The organism is Aliiroseovarius zhejiangensis, assembly GCF_014656375.1.
In the GTDB taxonomy this organism is placed as follows: Bacteria; Pseudomonadota; Alphaproteobacteria; order Rhodobacterales; family Rhodobacteraceae; genus Aliiroseovarius; species Aliiroseovarius zhejiangensis.
Window position 1 is genome coordinate 1 of sequence record NZ_BNCH01000004.1, and the last position, 23,355, is coordinate 23,355.

Annotated in this window: 21 protein-coding genes; 14 read left to right on the forward strand and 7 right to left on the reverse strand. The window is 58.3% G+C overall.

The features are described from left to right. The 3 genes from IE188_RS09965 to IE188_RS09975 form a co-directional block, all read right to left on the reverse strand. A partial coding sequence (locus tag IE188_RS09965; protein WP_191286352.1) for a hypothetical protein occupies nt 1-2,115 on the reverse strand: 2,115 nt, incomplete at its 3' end. Next, nucleotides 2,105-3,628, reverse strand: a complete 1,524-nt coding sequence (locus tag IE188_RS09970) for a site-specific integrase (RefSeq protein ID WP_191286353.1) — start codon at nt 3,626-3,628, stop codon at nt 2,105-2,107. The genes IE188_RS09970 and IE188_RS09965, both read right to left, overlap by 11 nt. Nucleotides 3,629-5,568: 1,940 nt before the next feature. Next, nucleotides 5,569-7,827, reverse strand: coding sequence for an adenosylcobalamin-dependent ribonucleoside-diphosphate reductase (locus IE188_RS09975; protein WP_191286354.1), 2,259 nt, complete (start codon nt 7,825-7,827; stop codon nt 5,569-5,571). Between the two features lie 125 nt (nt 7,828-7,952). On the opposite strand from IE188_RS09975, the gene IE188_RS09980 reads away from it, so the two are divergent. The 14 genes from IE188_RS09980 to IE188_RS10045 all read left to right on the forward strand — a co-directional run bounded on the left by IE188_RS09980 (nt 7,953) and on the right by IE188_RS10045 (nt 19,890). Further along, complete coding sequence (locus IE188_RS09980) at nt 7,953-8,387, forward strand: DUF1489 family protein (protein WP_191286355.1); 435 nt, start codon at nt 7,953-7,955, stop codon at nt 8,385-8,387. Between the two features lie 80 nt (nt 8,388-8,467). Then, on the forward strand, nt 8,468-9,331 hold the full coding sequence (locus tag IE188_RS09985; RefSeq protein WP_191286356.1) for a branched-chain amino acid aminotransferase: 864 nt from the start codon (nt 8,468-8,470) through the stop codon (nt 9,329-9,331). After that, nucleotides 9,324-10,358 carry an AbrB family transcriptional regulator gene (locus IE188_RS09990; RefSeq protein ID WP_191286357.1) on the forward strand — a complete coding sequence of 345 codons (1,035 nt, stop codon included), beginning with the start codon at nt 9,324-9,326 and terminating at the stop codon, nt 10,356-10,358. Before IE188_RS09985 ends, IE188_RS09990 begins: the two co-directional genes overlap by 8 nt. A gap of 58 nt (nt 10,359-10,416) precedes the next feature. Beyond that, the gene (locus IE188_RS09995) at nt 10,417-10,872 is read left to right on the forward strand and encodes a universal stress protein (RefSeq protein ID WP_191286358.1); all 456 of its coding nucleotides are present in this window, start codon (nt 10,417-10,419) and stop codon (nt 10,870-10,872) included. Nucleotides 10,873-10,941: 69 nt separating this feature from the next. Further along, on the forward strand, nt 10,942-11,505 hold the full coding sequence (locus tag IE188_RS10000; protein WP_191286359.1) for a NifU family protein: 564 nt from the start codon (nt 10,942-10,944) through the stop codon (nt 11,503-11,505). Then, nucleotides 11,495-12,112: a tRNA (adenosine(37)-N6)-threonylcarbamoyltransferase complex dimerization subunit type 1 TsaB gene (tsaB, locus tag IE188_RS10005; RefSeq protein WP_191286360.1), complete on the forward strand. Its 618-nt coding sequence runs from the start codon at nt 11,495-11,497 to the stop codon at nt 12,110-12,112. The genes IE188_RS10000 and tsaB overlap by 11 nt, the downstream gene beginning before the upstream one ends. Before the next feature lie 3 nt (nt 12,113-12,115). Further along, nucleotides 12,116-12,559 carry a ribosomal protein S18-alanine N-acetyltransferase gene (gene rimI / locus IE188_RS10010; protein ID WP_191286361.1) on the forward strand — a complete coding sequence of 148 codons (444 nt, stop codon included), beginning with the start codon at nt 12,116-12,118 and terminating at the stop codon, nt 12,557-12,559. A 159-nt stretch (nt 12,560-12,718) separates the two neighbouring features. Continuing rightward, nucleotides 12,719-13,714 (forward strand): BMP family lipoprotein, encoded by a 996-nt coding sequence (locus IE188_RS10015; RefSeq protein ID WP_191286362.1) that lies wholly within the window; start codon nt 12,719-12,721, stop codon nt 13,712-13,714. 7 nt (nt 13,715-13,721) lie between these two features. Further along, nucleotides 13,722-15,293 (forward strand): ABC transporter ATP-binding protein, encoded by a 1,572-nt coding sequence (locus IE188_RS10020; RefSeq protein WP_191286363.1) that lies wholly within the window; start codon nt 13,722-13,724, stop codon nt 15,291-15,293. Then, entirely contained in the window at nt 15,293-16,390 is a 1,098-nt protein-coding gene (locus tag IE188_RS10025) for an ABC transporter permease (protein WP_191286364.1), read from the forward strand. Before IE188_RS10020 ends, IE188_RS10025 begins: the two co-directional genes overlap by 1 nt. Beyond that, on the forward strand, nt 16,390-17,355 hold the full coding sequence (locus tag IE188_RS10030; RefSeq protein WP_191286365.1) for an ABC transporter permease: 966 nt from the start codon (nt 16,390-16,392) through the stop codon (nt 17,353-17,355). Before IE188_RS10025 ends, IE188_RS10030 begins: the two co-directional genes overlap by 1 nt. After that, nucleotides 17,339-18,142, forward strand: a complete 804-nt coding sequence (locus IE188_RS10035) for a purine-nucleoside phosphorylase (protein ID WP_191286366.1) — start codon at nt 17,339-17,341, stop codon at nt 18,140-18,142. Before IE188_RS10030 ends, IE188_RS10035 begins: the two co-directional genes overlap by 17 nt. 63 nt (nt 18,143-18,205) lie before the next feature. Further along, the gene (locus tag IE188_RS10040) at nt 18,206-19,123 is read left to right on the forward strand and encodes a sulfite exporter TauE/SafE family protein (RefSeq protein WP_191286367.1); all 918 of its coding nucleotides are present in this window, start codon (nt 18,206-18,208) and stop codon (nt 19,121-19,123) included. Continuing rightward, complete coding sequence (locus tag IE188_RS10045; RefSeq protein ID WP_191286368.1) at nt 19,123-19,890, forward strand: TIGR02186 family protein; 768 nt, start codon at nt 19,123-19,125, stop codon at nt 19,888-19,890. Before IE188_RS10040 ends, IE188_RS10045 begins: the two co-directional genes overlap by 1 nt. Nucleotides 19,891-19,900: 10 nt before the next feature. Here IE188_RS10045 and IE188_RS10050 read toward each other — a convergent pair whose 3' ends face one another. From IE188_RS10050 to IE188_RS10065, 4 genes are all read right to left on the reverse strand, one after another. After that, complete coding sequence (locus tag IE188_RS10050) at nt 19,901-21,439, reverse strand: ATP-dependent DNA helicase (protein WP_191286369.1); 1,539 nt, start codon at nt 21,437-21,439, stop codon at nt 19,901-19,903. Between the two features lie 67 nt (nt 21,440-21,506). Continuing rightward, complete coding sequence (locus tag IE188_RS10055; protein ID WP_191286370.1) at nt 21,507-22,157, reverse strand: acyl-homoserine-lactone synthase; 651 nt, start codon at nt 22,155-22,157, stop codon at nt 21,507-21,509. A gap of 90 nt (nt 22,158-22,247) precedes the next feature. After that, the gene (locus IE188_RS10060; protein WP_191286371.1) at nt 22,248-22,961 is read right to left on the reverse strand and encodes a helix-turn-helix transcriptional regulator; all 714 of its coding nucleotides are present in this window, start codon (nt 22,959-22,961) and stop codon (nt 22,248-22,250) included. Continuing rightward, complete coding sequence (locus IE188_RS10065) at nt 22,906-23,121, reverse strand: hypothetical protein (RefSeq protein WP_191286372.1); 216 nt, start codon at nt 23,119-23,121, stop codon at nt 22,906-22,908. Before IE188_RS10065 ends, IE188_RS10060 begins: the two co-directional genes overlap by 56 nt. Nucleotides 23,122-23,355 lie beyond the last annotated feature (234 nt).

Sequence of the window (23,355 nt, forward strand, 5' to 3'; positions counted from 1 at the left end):
GTTGCGCTCAGAGTGACATTTCTGCTTTGCGAACCAGGTGACATTTCTACTTGGTTGCAACACGTTTTCGTTAACCCTTCGTATTTCACAAACTTGACTATCTTCCGACAAGTCGACTATCAAATGCTCGCACAAGCTCTCATCGCCGCCGCAACTGAAGCAACTGAGCGTATGAGGGCAAGGCTCTACCGCCCAGTTCATGCGACAGATACCGTGCGGCATAGGATTATAAAATTGAACAGCCGAAGCCAGATATTCGGAAGCTTCCTCTGGTGTGTCTTTGGAAAGACGGCTAAAGGTTTCCGCCACGTGTCCAACCAGTTTTCCCTTGGACATTGCTGTCTCCAGCCGATCGCGACGGGTCTCCACGCTTGTTTGACTGTAAATTGAATTCCCGGAAACAGACTTTCGATTGAACAATGTTGCGATCTGGGTCTGTGTCAGACCGCCATTTTCGTAGGCCGTGTTAAGCCAATGCCTGAAATCGTGATGAGTGAACTCGGCAATCGAACCGGTGCGCGGATCGACTATTCCAAGACGCGCACAGAGGCTATCAGTCGGTTTCCCGGTGCCCCGATCTCGCTTATATCCGGAAAGCCAATGAGCAAAGCTTGATCCGGTGACCCGAGTGACCACTTCCATATTTGCTGCAATGTGGTGAGATAGCTGATCCTTGAATACAACCATGAGGGCCTCATGCATATGCAGAAACACCTTACCAGTATGACGGCACTGCAAAATCGCAGTGTCATATATGTATTTACTTTCTATTTCCGGATTCTCTATTGGGGGTGCAAATGGCTTCTGATGAACCATCATCACACGAGCTTCTTTAACAAGCTCCGAGATCACGGAATACGCATGGCCGGTAATGCTCTTATAGCCTATGCAGGATGCGAGCCCTGAAACAGACGGAAACCGAACATCAGTATCGAACGATCGTTGTGCCTGTAAGTTCTTCCCGCCAAGATATACTCGGCCTTGTCGGGAGGAAATAAGCTGCTCACAAAGCAACGCGACCGACCTTCGATCTATTCCCATTTCACGAGATATGGCCGATACATTCCCATTATGCCGCCTAAAAATCTCGCCCAGAGGAAGCCATTGGGAGGGGCCACCTCTTGGAGTGAAGAACACTTCCTCTGTGTCAATTAAACGATTGAATGGATGTGTGATCCAGTCGGCCAACCAGCGGCGAACAAAATACTTAATGTCCTCCTCGTCACCACCGGAGATCACAGCCTCCCAGGAAATCTCCTTAGCTTTATAGAGTTCTCGTGCACGCTGCCGAGCGGGCTCTGTCACGGCCAAAAGATATGCGATCGCGTCCCTGGCAATTTTCTCCAACTCTGGGGGAACGATGCGTGGAACAATCTTCCCGCCTTTTGCTGCAAAACACCGAATAATGAGTGCATCACCTTCATCAACCAAGCAATCCCGTGGCAGGGTCAACATTTCCTCCACTCGAAATCCGGTGCAAACTGATACGGCTATCGCTGCAAGGAAAAACTGGTCTCTTTCCGACATTTCACTGGCATGACGAGCGGCGAGTAGTTGCTGAACAACCTCGTCAGGAAGAAGTTTTTGTCGTCGCCCTGCCTCAGTTCCACCACGACCGAAAATCGGGTTCGCTTTATGCTTTTGGAAATAAGATATCCTGAGGGAAGTATTCTTAGTCAGCCAGCGTCCGAACACAGCAAGCGTAGTGCAACGACGATGCGCAGTTCCAGTCGAAAATGTCTCAAAAGTTTTTTTCTCGACCCAATAAAAATCTTCCGAATTAAGACTCTCGACGGATCTGGCGGCTGGCATCTCCCCGAGCACAACCAACATCTCCCACGCCGCTCTAATACTTTGTGGCCCCACTCCCTTTTCTACCAATAAGTAGATACAGTATATTTTTGCTATGCCTCGAATACCCAGGTGGCTGATAGCGTCGAAGTTAATAGTATATTTCTTTACCGAGGCCAGCCTGTGAAGCGGAGCGATATTCCAATTATTAGAATTGAAGTCTAACCAATTTGGCGCGGCATTGATGTAACCAGAAATCACCTCCGAAAACTGTGGTTGCTGTGCTTCTGGGATGAGCCGGTCCACAATTTCTTTAGGCCTCATCAATTTTACCAACATTTTTAATTTGATCTATGACTTCGCGAACACCCACTGCGGCCCTATCAAAGTCTTTCATGACTTTAGAGCGCCCATTCGGGAATTCTGCTGTCCTCCAATGCTCATACTCCTCCTGCAAGTAATCCAAAACTGAGTGATGATCAGCACTTCGGAATGCCAGGAAGTGTTCACAAGTGTAGCAACTGAACAGAGGATGTTTGCCACAGGCGTCTTTACTTCCGCATTCGCCGACAATAGCAGGAGCTTTACCCTTCGGGACAAAAATCGGCTGGCCCACAGAGAGTTGGCCATCAACAATCTTCCCTGAAAACCATGCATCTCGCAGCGCAGAGAAACGTCCTCCCAGATTCCGATCCATCTTCTCGAAGACAGGAATGAACTCCACTCCAACAGCGTCGATATAATAACGCGCACTACTCTCGATATCGTGCTGCAAAACATCGGCGATCAGCTGCAAAGAATACCCCTGCATAGCCATATGGGTGGCACCGGTATGTCTAATACGACGAAGACTCACACTAAGAAGATCACCGGTCCGGGGACTTTTCACCCCAATCGATGCAACCCAATTCTGAACACATGCTTTCGCAAGAGCGCCGTAGGCCTTTCGGACTTCAATCCGATCACCCTCCTTCCTGCGGGTTACGTAGGGAAGAAGAACTTCCTGTCGTAGGCTTGACCCAAGTATCTCTGGGCGAGCTCTGTAGGCTTCAATATCGGCGACAAGCTCGGTGGAAATTGTCTCCCAACGCCCCCCCCGGGCGGCTTGGCCCTTGCCTAAGGGAATGCGAACCTCGGCGGTCTCGCCAAAGCGCGTCTTATGTCGGCGCAGACCATCTCCTGCAATTTCCAACAACTGCGATGGGCGTCTTAGAGTATTCAACGTCAGACGTGTGAATACTCTTGCAAAATGAGTCTCTATGTTTTCATTTTCAGCAGGGCTCAAATGCCGACGTAGAACTTCGATCTCCGCCGACGTCATGGCTCCCGCGTGAGGGTCCCACTCCAAAATAGACTTTCCACTTTCAAGCCGTCTGTTGGCGCCCCATGATTGTATTTCGGACGCCAGAACCTGGCCTTGGCGCGGATCGATCTCTTCCAACACCATACAGATCAGCGTTCTGAAATGCGGTCGGTAACTTGGTCGAAGAGAGGTCCAAAGGGTCTTGAGAGCCCTGTAATTGAGGAGATTTGACTTTGTTAGGGGTGGCAAACTCGCCTCGAGGCAACAAAGATGACGGAGAAGCAGATCATATTGCCGCAGAATTGAAGGCGCCTTGCGCCGCATCAACACCCTAAGTGCACTTTCGAAATATGGTTTCACTTCACGAGGGAACCTCTTTGGCCAAACCAGACGGTGCTCACGATTCAAGTGTTCTGCCGACCACTGCCATTCGGTGACGCGAATATATGTGGGTTTGTCCGGTCTAAATTCGTTCTTTAGAAACCGCACGCCGGCTCGATCAAGCCAGAACCCCGATGTAGGGTCATACTTCATGGGAAGTCCGCCAAAGGCTCAATGTCTTGTCTCCAAGCCGCCAAACCACTTCTCGCGCGCTCTTGGCGTGTCCGTCGGGAATATATGGCCAAGCTTTTAGGGTCGCTCCAGCCTCCCCAATAAACCAGATCGTCCACCCTTACAGCTTTGACTGAAGGATCGTCGATCATATCGGCCGCTGCATAAGCGCGGTTGAAAAAGGCGTGGCGACCGAGATGCCAAGTGAACTGGGCCCCGACTTCCTCCGATATGCTTCTTGCCAAACCGAAAGCTGAGGACCTCGGGAGAGGCGCTCCACTGCAACTAACCAGAAGATAATTGTGACCGAGAACCGGCCGCCGCGATTTTCGACCGTTTGCGCCTCGGACGTTCCGGACCCGATGATTGAACTGATAATCGGCTATCAGTCGAGGGACTGGGCTATTCGAGAGGATCGGCGCAAGTTCTCGAGACAAAGTCTTAGGTCGAGGTGCTAAGCGGCCCCGGGGGTCCGGCGGACCGTCGCGCTCTTCAATGCGAACGACGCGGATCGTGGGATCTGAGCGTGTCGGACAGTCTTGAAGGCGAAGGGCGAGGATCTCGCCGAGACGGAACCCGAATTCAATCGTGAGCCGCCATATCAAGTATGCTCTGACCCATCGCGGTTCAGGCTTTTCCCGTTCCGCCGCGTTCTTCAGAAAGGTATCAATTGCTTTGACAGTATCATCGTCCAAATCTGGAGCGATGTCGTCATGAACACGCCTTTTCTTAACATTTTGCCATTCCCTCTTAGAGGTCGTGAGTGCAGCGTCAACGATGGACGCACGCGGCAACTCATATCCTCTACCGTCGCAGAACGTCTCGATGAACCAACGGACCATAGCCTCTGCGGCCCGGATACGCCCATTGAAGGTGTCAACTTGCTTTCGGCGTAGCGCCATATCCCCGCGTTGCATGCACTCTTGGAGCCAGTTTGCGAAGTTTTCAATTTCCCGCCTGTCGAGCGGTTTGCCCTGGATCAAGCGCGCGTCCAAATTAAACCCTGTCTCCAGAGACCAGGAGACGAGCGCTTGCGCCCCCCGCATCACATTCTCAAATGTGTTGGGAGATTGGTATCGATAGCAGGCTGAGGCCTCGTAGAGGGCCCCCGAGATAGACGGCGCAAACGTTTCTCTGTCAACGATCATGGCTCGGATTTCGCCACTCTCCCCCTCAAAGAAGTTTAGCGAAGCACGATATGTTTGCGTTCTTGCCACTCTAACCTTACCCCATTGACCCTTCGCACCTCCCCGGAAAATGGGTGCGCATACTTCTCGTTTAGGGACGGTAAATCAGATATGCACCTTAATTTCCGATGGGGTGCAGATCCAAACGAATGGAAGCCTGTAAAAAAACGTCTAAAATTAATAGGTTAGATAGAAGATTTGAGCGTTGCAGATGGGCCACAATACTCAAATTCCTTGATGGGGTGCAGATCTAATCTGCGGCCTAAACCGGATATTTTAGTTTAATATCAGTTTGTTATCTAAATACACTGCTGGAGTATTGAGCTTTTCTCCAATTCCTCCATGGATACAACTCAACTGTCCGTTCTCCGGAGGGAAATGAATAACCGCGCCAAGCGAGACGCAAACCCTCACGCGATCGCGTTGGTCATTTTTTCTTACATTACTAAGGATCGACATCTATCGCCTGAAAGGCCGCAGGCCCGATACGGTTGCGCTGTATGAAGGCTACACCGCATCGGGCCTGCTACCCGTGCGCTCAAAAGCGATAGTTTTGAGTGCCGAACGTTGAGAAATTAGTGTTTGGCCTTACGAGCCGCGAAAACATCGTCGAACAGATTCCTCCAAAACGCCAGAGGTCGATGATAGGCCCTTCACGAGGGTGCAATCTGGCTGATTACCCCTCGTGAATGCATTCATTGCTCTACAAACTGCACAGCAACTGGACTAAGCCATCTAACCACTACACTTCGAATGCCCGCAAGACGCGCAGGTCATGCAGCCTTCGATCATGCGCATGTCGTATTGGCCGCAGCTTGGGCAGGCGGGACCGCGCGGGGCGTTGCCCAGGTTGATGACCTCGGCTTGTGGGTCGGTTTTCAGGCCCATACCTTCGCCTTCAAGGAAGCCCGTGGCAACCATGTGGCGTTCGATGACCCCGCCGATGGCCGCGAGGATTGAGGGGATGTATTTCCCTTCCATCCACGCCCCACCGCGCGGGTCAAAGACAGCTTTCAACTCCTCCACCACGAAGCTCACATCGCCACCGCGCCGGAATACGGCCGAGATCATGCGGGTCAGCGCGACAGTCCACGCAAAATGCTCCATGTTCTTCGAGTTGATGAACACCTCGAACGGGCGGCGGTGGCCGTTCAGAACCAGATCGTTCACGGTGATATAGATCGCATGTTCGCTGTCGGGCCATTTGACCTTGTAGGTATGGCCTTCCAGCGATTGCGGGCGGTCCAGCGGCTCTGAGATATAGACGACATCTGCACCGCTATCGGCCTCGGGCGCCTTTTCGCTGTCCTCGGACACGGACAGGACGGACCCTGTGACCTCGTTCGGGCGGTAGGTCGTGCAGCCTTTGCAGCCGCTGTCCCAGGCCTCCATGTAAACGTCCTTGAACGCCTCGAAACTGATATCGTCGGGGCAGTTGATGGTCTTGGAAATCGAACTGTCGATCCATTTCTGGGCCGCCGCCTGCATCTTCACATGATCCAGTGGTGCCAGCGTCTGTGCGTTCACGAAGTAATCGGGCAACTCCTTGTCACCAAACTTGTCGCGCCACATCTGGACGGCGTAATCCACAACCTCTTCTTCCGTGCGCGAGCCGTCTTTTTGCAACACCTTGCGGGTATAGGCATAGGCGAACACCGGTTCGATGCCTGACGACACGTTGCCCGCATACAGGCTGATCGTGCCGGTGGGCGCGATCGAGGTCAGCAGCGCGTTGCGGATGCCATGTTCGCGGATCGCGTCGCGCACATCCTCGTCCATATGGGTGAGCGAGCCGGAGGCCAGATATTTCTCGGCATGAAACAGCGGGAACGGCCCCTTCTCTTTCGCAAGCTCCACTGACGCCAGATAGGCCGCCCGCGCGATCTGCTTCATCCAAGCCTCGGTCTGGGCGGCGGCTTCGTCCGAGCCATAGCGCAAACCCATCATCAACAGCGCATCCGCCAGCCCGGTCACGCCGAGGCCGATGCGGCGTTTCGCTTGAGCTTCCTGCCGTTGCGCCTCCAGCGGGAAGCGGCTGGCGTCCACCACATTGTCCATCATGCGCACCGCTGTCGCGACCAGCTCGGTCAGTGCCTCGCCATCCAGATGGGCAGCATCTTCGAACGGATCGGCAACCAGTCGTGCAAGGTTGATCGAGCCAAGAAGGCACGCGCCATAGGGTGGCAAGGGCTGTTCGCCGCAGGGGTTCGTCGCGGCGATCGTTTCGCAATAGGCCAGGTTGTTCATCTGGTTGATGCGGTCGATGAAGATCACGCCCGGCTCGGCGTAATCATAGGTCGCCTTCATGATCTTGTTCCAAAGATCGCGTGCCTCGACCGTGTGATAGATCGTATCGTCGAATTTCAGATCCCAGCTTGCGTCGTCCTTCACGGCCTGCATGAAATCATCGGTGACCAGCACCGACATGTTGAACATGCGTAGACGGGCAGCATCGGATTTGGCGGTGATGAAATCTTCGATGTCGGGGTGGTCACACCGCATGGTCGCCATCATCGCGCCCCGCCGTGAACCTGCCGACATAATCGTGCGGCACATCGCGTCCCACACATCCATGAATGAAAGCGGACCAGAGGCATCCGCCGCCACGCCCTTCACATCCGCGCCGCGTGGCCGGATGGTCGAGAAATCATAGCCGATCCCGCCGCCCTGCTGCATGGTCAACGCGGCCTCTTTCAACATGTCGAAAATGCCGCCCATGCTGTCGGGGATCGTGCCCATGACGAAACAGTTGAACAGGGTCACGGAACGACCCGTCCCGGCGCCTGCGGTGATGCGGCCTGCGGGAAGAAACTTGAAATCTTCCAGTGCGTCATAGAAAGCGTTTTCCTGCTCCGGCTCGGCCTCGGACAGGGCGCGGGCGACGCGGCGCCAAGTATCCTCGACCGTCTTGTCCTCGGCCGTCCCATCGGCCTGTTTCAGCCGGTATTTCATATCCCAGATTTGTTCGGCGATGGGGGCAGCAAAACGGCTCATGCAGACGATTCCTGTGCGGGTTGGAAGGCTTTTCAGACTAGGCGATCGGGCCGGGGAAGGTCAATTGCCAAAGCACAGGATTCGGCGTAAAGTGGCAGACTAACCACAATATCTGGGGTGAGATCGTGGCCAGCACCATAAATCTGGTAAAACTCTGTGTGGGAGCAGAGAAAGTGGAAGATCTGGAAACATGGCAGGCCGCGCGTATGGCCGAAAGCGGTCAGCCCAATCCGCGCCACGTCACACGCATGTGGCCCAAGCGTGAAAGCGAGCTTGTATCAGGCGGGTCGCTTTACTGGGTGTTCAAGGGATTCGTGCTGGCGCGCCAACGCGTGATCCGGCTGGACGAGGTGATTGGCGAGGATGGCATCCGCCGGTGCGGCATCGTGCTGGACCCGAGAGTGATCCGCACCGAAAGCCAACCACGCCGCGCCTTTCAGGGCTGGCGCTATCTGCCGCCAAAGGATGCGCCGCGCGATCTGTCCACAGGCGGTGACGCGGGTGACTCGTCCCTGCCCAGTGACCTCGCCGCCGCTTTGGCCGATATCGGCATCCGCTGACCCCCTGCCCCTGCCATGCACCGGGTCTGGACACCGGTCTTTTGCCTGATAATCTCGCCCCGAATTTGAAGGAGGCTTCGATGGCGACCGGCACCAATATCCGCACCTATTTCAACGGCACATGGCATGATGGCGATGTGTACACAATGCGGGCAGCGGACCATGGGGCGTGGCTGGGCACGACCGTTTTTGATGGCGCGCGCTATTTCGAGGGCATCCACCCGGATCTGGAACCCCACTGCGCCCGCGTGAACCGATCCGCCGAAGCCCTGATGATCACACCGACCGTCACAACTGCCGATATGGTCGAGATCGCCAAGGAAGGGCTGGCAACCTATCCCAAGGACGCCGCTGTCTATATCCGGCCAATGTATTGGGCGCTGGAAGGCGGCGATCTTGGCATTGTGCCGAAAGAGGGGGCCACGGGCTTTGCCATCTCGCTTGAAGAAATCCCGATGGCGCCGGAAACAGCCGCGACCACCCTGACCACCACGCGCTTTCGCCGCCCGGTTATGGAGGACGCCGTGGTCAACGCCAAAGCCGGGTGTCTTTACCCGAACAACGCGCGGATGCTGGCCGAGGCCCGCGCGAAAGGCTACGGCAACGCCTTGGTGGCCGATGCGCTGGGGAATGTGGCCGAAACCTCCTCGGCCAACGTGTTCATGGTGCGCGATGGCGAGGTGTTCACCCCCATCGCCAATGGCTGCTTTCTGGCCGGAATCACCCGCGCCCGCCACATTGCGAACATGCGCGCGGACGGGATCACAGTGCATGAGACCGTGCTGAGCTTCGACGATTTCCGCAACGCGGGCGAGGTCTTTCTGTCCGGCAACATGATGAAGGTCACGCCGGTCAGTGAATTTGATGGCACCAAGTACGACTCCGGCCCGATGACGCGCCGCGTGCGCGAACTTTACTGGGACTGGGCGCATTCTAATGCGTGAGCCTTACAGGACGATCCTGACCCTTGGCGTCGGATCGGTCGGGGCTGCCATCGCCTGGGCGGTCAATCTGCCAATGGGGTTCCTGCTTGGCCCCGCCCTTGTGGTGGCCTTTGCCAGCCTGCGCGGATTGGACACGGACATCGCACCGCCCCTGCGCAACGTGATCTTCATCCTGGTCGGGATCACCGTCGGGTCGATGGTCACTCCGACCAGCATCGAGGCCGTGATCCGCTGGCCCATAGCCTTTGCCATGCTGGCAGCGTTAACCATTGCCACCCCCTATGTCGGGCGCTGGGTGTTGACCCGCAGCATGGGCTTTGATCGCGACGAAGCCTTCCTGTCCGCCGCGCCCGGTCATCTGAGCCTTGTGGTGTCCCTGTCCGACAGCCTTGGCATCCCGGTGGCGCGCCCGGCGATCCTAGCCTCGTTCCGGGTTCTGGCGCTCAGCCTGTTCGTTCCCGTCGCGGCGCGCCTGTCTGGGATCGAGCTTGGCCCCGGTCTGCCCGTGGGCCGGGCGACTGCGCCCTGGCTGATGATCGGGGCCGAACTTCTGCTGGCGCTGGCATTGACCCCGCTTCTAATCCGGTTGCGCCTGCCCGCCCCCGTTCTGCTGGCAGCGATGATTGCGGCAGCGGCGTTTCACCTGACCGGCGTGGTCGATGGCAATCTGCCCCCCTGGGTCAGCCAGGTCGTGCTGGTGATGATGGGATGTCTGATCGGCACGCGTTTTTCAGGGGTGACCTGGCGCGAGTTGAAACGCAATTTTGCCGCAGGCGCGGTGGTCGTCGTGCTGACCGCCTCGCTGGCGGCGGTGGTTGCGATCCCTGCGGCCCATCTGTCTGGTCTGCCGGTCCTGGACATGCTGGTCGGATTTGCGCCGGGGGGTCTGGAAACGATGATCATCGTGGGCGTCGCCATGGGGGCTGACCCCAGTTTCGTGGCCGCCGCGCATGTCGGACGGCTTGTCGTGCTGGCGATCCTGATTACTGGATATGCGACCCGCATTGCCCGTGGTGCGACGCGCTGAAAAACGTGGACAGCACCCGGCCCCATGTGCAGACTGACCCCGTTTCCGGAGGGCCAACATGCGCAAGTTCCTTGTGATTCTTGACGACAGTCGCGAATGCCTGAACGCCATGCGCTTCGCGGCCATGCGCGCCGCCAAGACCGGTGCCGGAGTTCAGGTTCTGTCCATCATCGCGCCAGATGAATTCAATCACTGGATCGGTGTGGGCAACATCATGCGCGAAGAGGCCCGCGAGCGGATCACCGTGCATTTCGAAGTTTACGCCAAGTGGATGCGCGACCGGCAGGGGGTGGACCCCGAACTGGTCATCCGCGAAGGCGAAGCCGTCCCCGAGATCATTGCCCAGATCAACGAAAACCCCGATATCGGGGTGCTCGTCTTGGGGGCCGGGTCGGAAAAGAACGGACCGGGCCCGATCATCAGCCAGATGATGCGAGCCTCGGCCACGCTACCGGTGCCGATGACCATCGTGCCCGGTGAAATGTCCAAGGACCGGCTGGAAGAGATCACCTGAACGGGTCCATTGGCTTGACTCTGCCCAGCGCGAGGCCCATATCAAACCTGACAAAAAAGGTGCGCCAACATGTTCATCCAAACAGAATCCACTCCAAACCCCGCGACCCTGAAATTCCTGCCCGGACAGGCGGTTCTGGGCACGGGGACGGCTGACTTCCCCACTGCTGACACTGCGGGCAGCTCTCCCTTGGCGGAACGGGTTTTCAAGGTGCAGGGTGTGACCGGCGTGTTCTTCGGCGCCGACTTCGTCACAGTGACCAAGGCCGATGAGGTCGAGTGGGATCACATCAAACCCGCCATCCTTGGCGCAATCATGGAACACTACCAGTCCGGCCAACCCGTCATGGCCGGCGAGGCCAGCGCCCCCGCTGGCCATGCCGAACATGATGGCGAGGACAGCGAGATTGTCGAACAGATCAAGGAACTGCTGGACACCCGCGTGCGGCCCGCCGTGGCCCAGGACGGGGGCGACATCACATTCCACGGGTTCGATCGCGGCATTGTCTATTTGCACATGCAGGGGGCTTGCGCGGGTTGCCCGTCTTCGACACTGACGCTGAAGATGGGGATCGAAAACCTGCTGAAGCACTATATCCCCGAGGTGGTCGAGGTGCGCCCCGTTGCCGCATGACCCGCTGATCCTGGCATTTGACACATCGGCCGCGCATTGCGCGGCCGCTTTGCTGTCAGGTGAGACGATCGTCGCATCGCGATACGAAGACATGGCACGCGGACAAGCGGAACGCCTGATGCCGCTTCTGGAAGTGCTGCTGGCCGAGGCGGCGTATTCGTGGACCGATCTTGATGCCATCGGGGTCGGGATCGGACCCGGCAATTTCACAGGCATCCGTATTTCCGTTGCCGCCGCACGGGGTCTGGCGCTGTCGCTGGACGTGCCCGCGATCGGTGTCTCGTCGCTGGATGCGCAAGCCTTCGACGCCCCGCGCCCGGTCTGGTCCCTGATCGACGCGCGGCGCGATCATGTATACGCCCAGTATCTTCGCGATGGTGCCCCGGACGAAGCGCCAATGCTTCTTTCAAGCCGGGAAGCCGCTGCACTTGAAGGCGCGCGGATCGGTCCAAACGCCATGGCAGACTCTGCCCCAACCATTGCCAGGATCGCCGCAAAGCGCCTTGCCGCCGCCGGGCCGACCCCGATCCCGCGCCCTGCCCCGCTCTACATCCGCGCCGCCGATGCCGCCCCGCCGCGCGACCCGGCGCCGGTTATCCTGCCCTGATCCATGTGCACACAGCCGACCCCGCTTGTGCTTGCGTCGCTTCATGCGGCGGCGTTCGCTGATCAACGCCCCTGGAGCGCGGCCGAGATGCAATCCCTGCTGTCCACGCCGCATGTCTTCGTGGCAGGTTTTGATCAGGGGTTCGTCATGGGACGCACGATCCTTGACGAAGCCGAGCTTCTGACCATCGCGGTTGATCCCGACCATCAAGGTCAGGGGATCGGCCGACAGTTGCTGTCTGCGTTCGAAGATCAGGCCAGAGCGCGCGGTGCCATCCGTGCGTTTCTTGAAGTGGCCGAAGACAATACCACGGCACGCGCATTGTATGGATCGGCGGGATGGGCCGAATCTGGTCGCCGGGTGGGCTATTATGCACGTCAAACGGGTGACAGCGTCGATGCCATCCTGCTGGAAAAGCAGCTTCCCTTGCGTGAACCTTCTGAATAATAGACGTTTTCAGGGCAGGCGGCGAAACTTAATGTTGACCCCACCCTTGCCCTTTGCCCAAAATCCCGGATGATCCTATTCAGCGATCTGCTCGCAGACCTTGGGAATCGGCTGACATTCCGTCCGCGACCCCCAACACCAACAACCGGGAGTATCAACATGACCCTGATGAAGACATTTCTTGGCGCAGCGGCGTCGATGGCCCTGACCGCCGGGGCGGCATTGGCCGACCCCGCGATCATCTTCGACCTTGGCGGCAAGTTTGACAAATCGTTCAACGAAGCCGGCTATAACGGCGCCGAGAAATGGGCGAAGGAAACAGGCGGAAACTATCTTGAGATCGAGCTTCAGTCCGAAGCCCAGCGCGAGCAAGCCCTGCGCCGCTTTGCCGAAACCGGTGCAAACCCGGTGATCACCCTTGGCTTTGCCATGTCCGCCGCCCTGTCCGAAGTTGCCCCCGATTTCCCCGAAACCACGTTTGTGACCAATGATGGCTGGTCGGACGCTCCCAACGTGTTGAACGTGGCCTTTGCCGAACACGAAGGCTCGTATCTGGCCGGGATCATGGCGGCCATGGCCTCGAAATCGGGCACTGTCGGCTTTGTGGGCGGGATGGACATTCCGCTGATCCGAAAATTCGGCTGTGGCTATGCGCAGGGTGTTCTGGCAACCAACCCGGACGCCAAAATCATCTCGAACATGACCGGCACCACGCCGACCGCTTGGAATGACCCGGTGAAGGGTGGCGAACTGACGAAAGCGCAGATCAGCCAGGGTGCGGACGTGATCTATGCGGCAGCGGGCGGCACCGGTCTGGGCGTGTTGCAGACCGCCGCCGACGAAGGCGTGTTGTCGATCGGTGTGGACAGCAATCAGAACTATCTGCATCCCGGAAAGGTGCTGACCTCGATGGTCAAACGGGTCGATGTATCGGTCTATGAAGCGATGGTGGAAGGCGAAAACCTGAAGCCAGGCGTGCGCGTGATGGATCTGGCGCATGAGGGTGTCGGCCTTGCCATGGACGAGCACAATGCCGAACTGGTCACCGACGAAATGAAGGCGGCCGTTGAAGAGGCGAAGGCCAAGATCATCGCAGGCGAGATCACCGTCCACGACTATCAGTCGGATGACACCTGCCCCGTGATGAAGTTCTGATCCGGCAATGGCTGAGGTGACAAAAGGGGGGCAACAGGCGACTGTTGCCCCCGCCATCGAACTTCGCGGCATCTCGAAGGCCTTCGGGCCGGTGCAGGCGAACAAGGACATCTCGATTTCCGTGCAGCCGGGCACGATCCACGGGATCATCGGCGAAAACGGCGCGGGAAAATCGACGCTGATGTCCATTCTCTATGGGTTTTACAAGGCCGATGAAGGGCAAATCTTCATTCACGGCAAGGAAACCCAGATCCCCGACAGCCAGGCGGCGATTGCCGCCGGGATCGGGATGGTGTTCCAGCACTTCAAACTGGTTGAAAATTTCTCGGTGCTTGAGAATGTGATCCTTGGGGTCGAAGACGGCGCGATGTTGAAACCATCCCTCGCCAAGGCGCGCAAGTCACTGAAATCACTTGCGGAAGAATACGAACTCCACGTTGATCCGGACATGCTGATCGAAGATCTTGGCGTCGGTGTGCAGCAACGTGTCGAGATTCTGAAAGCCCTTTATCGCGAAGCCGACATTCTTATTCTGGACGAACCGACGGGCGTGTTGACCCCCGCCGAGGCCGACCACCTGTTCCGTATCCTCAACGGTCTGCGTGATCAGGGCAAGACGATCATCCTGATCACACATAAACTGCGCGAGATCATGGAAATCACCGACACCGTGTCCGTCATGCGTCGCGGTGAAATGACCGCGACGGTCAAGACCAAAGACACCAACCCCGAGCATCTGGCCGAGCTGATGGTGGGCCGCAAGGTGCTGCTGCGTGTCGATAAAGTGCCCGCAAAGCCCGGCAAAAAGGTGCTAGAGGTCGAAAACCTGCGCATGGTCGACGACCACGGCGTCGAACGTCTGAAGGGCATCTCGCTGAATGTTCGAGCCGGCGAGATTCTGGGCATTGCCGGTGTGTCCGGCAACGGCCAGTCACAATTGCTGGAGGTTCTGGGCGGATATGCCAAAGCCACGGGCGAAATCCGCGTCAACGATGAGCCGATCGACCTGACCGGGAAGTATTCGGACGGGCGGTCGCGGCGCAGGCGCGGCATTGCGCATGTGCCCGAGGATCGGCAGGAACATGGTCTGATCATGGACTTCCCGGCCTGGCAAAACGTTGTGTTCGGCTATCATCATGCGCCGGAATATCAGAAGAACAAGTTGCTGATGGATAACGCAAAAATCCTTGAGGTCGCGCAGGACAAGATGGATCGCTTCGATGTGCGCCCGCCCAATCCGCTTCTGGAGGCCAAAAGCTTTTCGGGTGGCAATCAGCAAAAGATCGTCGTCGCCCGCGAGATCGAGCGCAACCCCGACCTTCTTCTTGTCGGTCAGCCGACCCGTGGCGTGGACATCGGCGCGATCGAGTTTATCCACAAGCAGATCATTGCCTTGCGCGATGAAGGAAAGGCCGTGCTTCTTGTCTCGGTCGAGTTGGAGGAGATCCTGTCGCTCAGTGACCGGATCGCGGTGATGTTCGATGGGCACATCATGGGTGAACGCCTGCCTGATCAGACCGACGAACGCGAGCTTGGCCTGATGATGGCCGGGGTCACGCAGGAAGGGGACGCAGCCTGATGCAGAAAATGCCCAAATGGGCCGATGTGGCCCTGATCCCGCTTTTGAACCTGTTGATCGCCTTTGTGCTGTCCGGCCTGGTCATTCTGGCCATCGGCGAGAACCCGATCAAGGCGCTGCAAACCATGATCACCGGCGCGCTGGGGTCGACTTACGGCTGGGGCTATACGCTGTATTATGCCACCAACTTCATCTTTACGGGCCTGGCGGTGTCGATTGCCTTCAAGGCCGCAATGTTCAACATTGGCGGTGAAGGTCAGGCGATGATCGGCGGGCTGGGCGTGGCGCTCGTCTGCCTTTACATCCCGTTTCCCCACTGGTCCGTCGCCTTGCTGTTTGCGATGGCAGGCGGGGCCATTTTCGGGGCGGCGTGGGCGTTCATTCCGGCGTATCTGCAAGCCCGCCGCGGCAGCCATGTGGTGATCACCACGATCATGTTCAACTTCATCGCCGCATCGCTTCTGAACTATGTGCTGGTCAATGTGCTGCGCCCACAAGGCGAAATGAACCCACAGACCGCCGCATTTCCCGAGGCAACCCACCTGCCCACGTTGCACGAGGTTCTGGCCCCCATCGGGATCAGCTTCTCGAAATCGGCACCGGTGAATGTCTCGTTATTCGTGGCGCTGGCAGCTTGCGTGATCGTGTATCTTCTGATGTGGCGGTCGCGATTGGGATATGAGATCCGGGCTTTCGGCCTGTCACAGGATGCTTCCGTCTATGCCGGCATTTCGCCTTTCAAGATCATCATGGTGGCGATGCTGCTGTCCGGCGGGCTGTCGGGCATGATGTCGATCAACAACACCATGGGCGAGGCTGAACGGCTTGTCCTGAACTCGGTCGAGGGGGCGGGCTTCATCGGCATCGCCGTGGCGCTGATGGGTCGCAACCACCCGTTCGGCGTTTTGCTGGCGGCGCTGCTGTTCGGGTTTCTGTATCAGGGCGGCAGCGAATTGTCGCTGTGGACGAAAATCCCGCGCGAACTGGTCACCGTCATTCAGGCGCTGGTGATCCTGTTCACCGGGGCGCTAGACAACATGGTCCGGGGGCCGGTGGAACGCATCTTCATCCGGGCCGCGAAACGGGGGGCGAACTGATGGATTTCCTGACGATCATCCAAATCGCCGACAGCGCCCTGCGCCTGGCCACGCCCCTTTTGCTGGCCTGTCTTGCCGGGTTGTTTTCCGAACGGGCGGGTATTTTCGACATCGGGCTTGAAGGCAAGATCCTCGCCTCGGCCTTTTTCTCGGCGGCGGTGGCAGCTGCGACCGGATCGGTCTGGCTGGGGCTGTTGGCAGGTGTCGCATCGTCCATCGCGTTCTCGGGCGTGCACGGTCTTGCCTCGATCACCTTTCAGGGCAACCAGTTGATTTCAGGCGTTGCGCTGAATTTCTTTGCATCGGGCATCACGATCCTGATCGGCACCGCCTGGTTCGGCTTGGGGGGGCGCACGCCCAGCCTGTCCGGCGGGCAACGCTTTTCTCCGGTCGAGCTTCCCTTTGCCAATGCGGTGGCCGATGTGCCGATCCTTGGGCCGATCTACTCTGACCTTCTGTCGGGTCACACGATCCTTGTCTATGTGGCGCTTCTGATGGTGCCTCTGTCGTGGTTTGTTCTGTATCGCACCCGCTTCGGCCTGCGCCTGCGTGCCGTCGGGGAAAACCCGGCTGCGGTCGATACGGCGGGTGTGTCGGTGATCCGGCTGCGCTATGCGGCGATGCTGATCGCGGGAACTCTTTGTGGTCTTGCCGGTGTTTATCTTGCAACCGGGCTGGCCGCCGGTTTCGTCAAGGAAATGAGCGCGGGGCGCGGCTATATCGCGCTGGCGGCGCTGATCTTTGCCCGCTGGCGGCCCTGGCATGCGCTCTATGCCACGCTTCTGTTCGGGCTGCTCGAAGCTATCGCCAACCGGTATCAGAACATCGACCTTGGCACTTTCGTCATCCCCGTTCAGTTCATGCAGGCCCTGCCCTATATCCTGACCGTTATCATTCTGGCAGGCTTCGGCGGCACCGCTGTGGCACCGAAAGCAGGGGGGCAACCATATGTCAAAGAACGCTGAGGCGCTGGCCCGCCAGGTGCGCGACCTTGCCGGGGCAGAACCGGTCGAGGTCGGGCTGGTGCTCGGCTCGGGCCTGGGGCATCTGGCCGAAACGGTCGATGGCGTGTCGATCCCTTATGATCAGCTGGACGGCTTTCCGCAGGCCCATGTGTCCGGTCACAACCCCAAGCTGGTGATCGGACAGTTGGAGGGAACCCGCGTCGCCGTGTTCGGGGGCCGGTCGCATTACTATGAAAATGGCAAGGCGGATGCGATGCGCCTGCCGCTGGAGCTTCTGAAAGAACTCGGGGCGGATCGCCTGATCCTGACCAATGCGGCCGGGTCCATGCGGCTCGACATTCCGCCGGGCGAACTGATGCTGATTTCGGACCACATCAACTTCTCAGGGCTGAACCCATTGATCGGAGAAGCATCGGACGAGCGGTTTGTTCCCATGGGCGGCGCTTATGACGCTGACATGCAAAGTGCATTTTCCGCGATCGCCAAGGACGAGGGTATCACACTGACCCCCGGCATCTATGCCTGGTATTCCGGCCCCTCGTTTGAAACACCCGCAGAAATCCGCGCCATTCGCACCCTGGGCGCGGATGCGGTTGGCATGTCCACCGTGCCCGAGGTGATTCTGGCGCGCTTCCTCGGGCTTCGCGTCGCCGCCTTTTCGACCATCACCAACATGGCACAAGGCCTGTCGGACGAGGCGATCAGCCACGAACACACCAAGGCGATGGCGCCACTTGGCGCTGAAAAGCTGGAAAAACTGGTTCGGCGCTACTTAACACGTGACTAACCCCCGCGTCTTGGGCCAATAAGGATACACGTCGCCAACACACCGCCAGCCCAGAGTTTTTCAATGCAGATTTACCTGCCAATCGCCGAGGTTTCCGTAAACGCGTTTCTGTTGCTGGGGCTTGGGGGGATCGTGGGTGTTCTGTCGGGCATGTTCGGCGTGGGCGGCGGATTTCTGATGACGCCTTTGCTGTTCTTCATCGGCATCCCCCCTGCCGTGGCGGTGGCCACTGAAGCCAACCAGATCGTCGCCAGTTCGTTTTCGGGCGTATTGGCGCATCTGAAGCGCAAGACGGTGGATCTGCGGATGGGGGTGGTGCTGCTGATCGGCGGCCTGATCGGGGCTGCCTTGGGCGTGCAACTCTTCAATGCCCTGAAGGCCATCGGGCAGGTCGATCTGCTGGTCAAGCTGTCCTATGTCGTCTTTCTTGGCATCATCGGGTCGCTGATGTTCGTCGAAAGCCTGCGGGCGCTGATGAAGACACGCGGTGGCACCGTGGTGCCGACACGGCGCAAGCATACCTGGGTCCACAACCTGCCCTTCAAGATGAAGTTCCGCACATCGGGGCTCTATATCTCGGTCATTCCGCCCATTTTGGTGGGGGTGTTGGTGGGTATTCTGGCCGCCATCATGGGTGTGGGTGGCGGGTTTATCATGGTGCCCGCGATGATCTATCTGCTGGGGATGCCCACCAAGGTGGTCGTCGGGACCTCGCTGTTCCAAATCATCTTCGTAACCGCCTTCACCACTCTTCTGCATGCCACGACCAACTTCACCGTCGATATGGGCCTGGCGGTTCTTTTGCTGATCGGTGGGGTCGTGGGGGCGCAGATCGGTGCGCGTATCGGCGTGAAACTGAAGGCCGAGCAATTGCGCGTTCTTTTGGCGCTGATGGTGCTGGTGGTCTGCGGCAAGCTGGCGCTGGACCTGTTGATCCAGCCCGCAGAGCTTTATGAAATCGGCGCGAAGGGGGGGCACTGATGCTGCGATTGCTCGCCCTTCTGACGCTGGCCCTGTGTGCCGCCCTGCCCGCGCGGGCCGAAAAGGTGGTCGCCGGGCTGAGCCAGAACCGTGTTTCGATCACCGCAACGTTTGTGGGATCAGAGATCCTGATCTTTGGCGCGGTCAAACGCGACGCACCCCCGCCCAGCGACAGCCCGCTTCAGGTGATTGTCGTGGTGGAAGGTCCGGCGCATCCTGTGACGGTGCGCAAGAAGGATCGGCGTTTCGGCATCTGGATCAATACCGACGCGATCGAACTGGCAGCCGCGCCCAGCTTCTATGCGGTTGCGACCTCGGCCCCATTGACGGAAACCCTGTCGATTCTGGACGACCTGAAGCACGTCATCTCGGTCGAGCGGTCAATCCGTATCAGCGACAACCCCTTCACCAACGAAGATCCGCGTGATTTCACCCGTGCCCTGATCCGCATCCGAGAGAAATCGGGACTGTACAAGTTGATGGAAAACAGCGTGACCTTGCAGGAAGAGACGCTGTTTGACACACGCATCGCGCTGCCGTCCAACCTGACCGAAGGCGATTATCGCACGCGGATCTATCTGACCCGCGAAGGCAGCGTGGCATCCCAGTATGAAACGGTCATCAACGTGCAGAAGGTCGGGCTGGAACGCTGGATCTTCAACCTCGCCCATGAACAGCCGCTGGTCTATGGCATCCTGTCCCTGGTGATCGCGATTGCCGCCGGATGGGGGGCGTCGGCCCTGTTCCGCGTGATCCTGCGCACCTGAACCGACCGGGTCAGGCCGCGCCTTCTTCTGGCGCATCCAGGGTCAATTCGACAGGTTTTGCGGCCAGGTCACGGGTCGACAACGCCGCCTCGGGCCAGGCCATGGCATAGCGTTTGACCCAATGCAGACGAGTCTCGGCCCGTGTGATCGCGACATAAGCCAGACGTTTCCAAAGGGGCAACCCGGCTTCGGTGCGCCCGGCGCGCGACGCGGCCCAGATATCAGGTGCGAACACCTGCACTTCAGGCCATTGCGACCCCTGCGCCTTGTGTATGGTCACCGCCGCGCCGTGCAGGAAAGCCGCGCCCATATGGGCGGCATAGGGGATGAACGGCTCTTCCTCGTCCGGCCTTTCAATCTTGATGATCGAGGCGGCGGACAGTTGCGGATCCTCTGCCCCCAAAACGTGCAGCCGCGAAAACCCGGGGCGTTTGCCGGGGCCCAGATAGATACACTGCGCGCCCTTGATCAGGCCACGGGCCTCAAGATCAATGCGTTTCTTGCGATGCTTCAACGGCAGCTCGATCCCGTCACAGATCAACGGCTCGCCCGGCATCAACTCGTGTTCGGGCGCACCAAACGCCCCCCGGAACGCCGTGATCAGACGCACCCGCGTCACATTGCGCCAGACCAGAACCGGGGACCGCGCCATCAGGTCTGCATTCACCCGAGGCGCGACCACCACGCGATCGTCCCTCTGCGCGGCCTCGTCGATCATGCGTTCGAAGGATGCGAAATCGAGCGTGTCGTCCGCCAGCGCATGGGCGAGGTCCAGAATGGGGTTATCCTGTTCCTGCCGGTGAATTCGATGCAACACCATCTTGCGATTATCGCCCAAACGGTCGAACACCATCTCGCCCGATTGCCCCACGGGGGCCAGCTGCGCGGGGTCGCCAAACAGGACCAGCGTCGGAAAGATCTCGCGCAAGTCATTGAATTGCTTTTCATCCAGCATCGAGCTTTCGTCGACGAACCCGATGTCCAAAGGATCGTCGCGCCGCTTCCAGCCGGTGATGAAATCCGACCCTCGCAACCCCGCCGCTGCCAAGGCACCGGGAATGGATTTCTGCGCCTGATAGAAGGCGTGCGCCCGGTCCAGCGCGGCATCGGTCAGCCCTTCGATGGCCGGGCGCTCTCCGTTGCCGGCGAGCCATTCGGCGATCTTTTCGTATTCCGGGTCATAGACAGGGGTGTACAGGATGCGGTGGATCGTGGTCGCGGGGACGCCACGGTTGCGCAACACGCTGGCGGCCTTGTTGGTCGGGGCCAGAATGGCCAGGGTCCGGCGATCCTTGCGCCGCTTGCCTTCCCAGTCGCCGGACACGACCTCGACCCCGGCGTCTTCCAACGCGCGATAGAGTTCGGCCAGCAGCATGGTCTTGCCGGATCCCGCCTTGCCGACGACCGCCATCACCTGTGACGTGCCGTCGGACAATGGCGTCAGCAGCGCATCATCCAAATCGACGCCCGCTCCGCGCAACATCTCGGCCACGCGGTCATGGGCATCGGCCTGGTCATCAGAAAAGGTCAGGTGCGCGCCAGCTGTCATGGCGCGACCCTACCCTGCGCTCTGATGCGGCGCCAGCACCTATGGCGCCGATCAGTCTGATAATCACTTATGCACTTGCCGAGATCGCGTCGGGTGTTGCAACCCGCTGGCCAAGACCCAGCGAATAACGCAGCCAGTTCTTGCTGGTTTCGCGATCCACGCCGACACGTTCAAGAGTGGGTGCAAAAGCGGCCTCGTTCATCGACCAAAGGCCGACACCGATACGGTCCTTGCCTTCACCCGCGGTTCCGATGACCTCGGGCTCCAGCCCCATCAGGCGATAGATACGTTCCATCCGCGGATCGAACACTCCGACATAGTGGCGCAGTTTGAAGGCGGCCATCAATTCACCTGCTCCGAGCGCCAGTGCGGCCGAGGCCCGACGGTCTGCACCAGGGGCGAGACAAAAGCGGGTGCATTCCCAGATCAGCGGGCTTTCGATATGCACCCCATCCGTCAGATGGTCGAAATGGTCGTTGACCATGGTCTGTCCCACCGTAGGTAGAAAACGCATCGAGCCGCCATGGCGACCATCGGCCTGTTCCCAGATCACGTAAAGAGGGTTCATGTCGTCATATTCGTCCCGCTCGTGGCCTGCATCGTCCACATGAACGTCCCAGCCCAACCGACGGGAAAACTGTTCCGCACGATCGCGAAACATGGTGTCTGCAAGCAGAGGGAAGTTGTTCAAATCATTACCATAGAGATAGCGCAGCATCGGTTTGGCTCCTTTGTCCGATAAGTTAGCCAAATGATGGTCGCCTCATGGTTAAAATAAGGCAAATATCTTAAGCGTTTTAGGTGTATTTTATACGATGATGATTCCCGTCGACAACGCCCGCGCTACCGCATGGGTTGTATTCATGGCGCCGAGCTTATGACGCGCCGATTCGATATACACCCTTAAAGTGTGCTCGGAAATGTTCATTTCCGCCGCTGATTGCGCGCGATTCATCCCCTTTGCCAAACAGGTCATCGCGGTCAGTTCACGCGGCGACAATGTCGGGGATTGCACATCCTGCCCCCATTTCTCAAACTCCAGCGCCTTTTTGTTCAGCTCGTGCGAAATGATCATCAGGTCACGGGTGTTATCATCAACGAAGGTTTCCCATGCGTCATCTTCGGCGGTCGCATTCATGGTAAAAAGCGCGAATTGGCCATTTGGGCCACGGATCGGAATCGTGAAGCCCTGGTTGCCCAGACCATGGTCCATCGCATCCTGAAACATCTCACGCGCCGCCTTTGACGACCAGTCCAGAGACTTCCAGATTACCGGCGTAAACCTTTGAAAACAGCCGAAAATTACCGGATCAATTCGCAGGTAATCTTTTTCCAGATACCGGTCTACCCATTCGGCGCTATAGGTGCCCGCCCCAAAGCGTTCACCGACGGAATTCACCCAGTGATACACCGTGTGCAAAACGTCATAATGATCCCGCAGAGCCTCGGTTACGGCTTGCAGGTCTTCAAGCGAGTTCGCCGCCTGCAACGTAGAGACAAGGTCTTCCAACCGGTTTTTCATAGTCGCGCGCGTTCTCCGTCTCTTGACGTGAGGCGGAGGCGATTTCTGTCATGGCGATCAGTCGCGCGTCATCCAGCTGGTCAGCCGTGACGTTCAAACCATTTTTCACCGCGTAAGCCTTCAGGTCAGTAAGAACATCAATGATCCATTCATCAGACATGTAAAGCCTCGATCTCGCCAGTTGGGTAAACAACCTTCGCATGTGTTTTCGCGCCCCGGTATTCCCCCATTTGACCTCCCCATAAATGGGGAGGTCATTTCGCGTAAGATATTGATCTTTTGATTCACCGACCAAGCGGTCGGTTTTTCACCAAAGTGATTCGCGCACGTTTCAGGTGAAGTGTCTCAAATCGCGACAAAAAAAGCCCCCCACCCCAAAGGGGCAGAGGGCCGG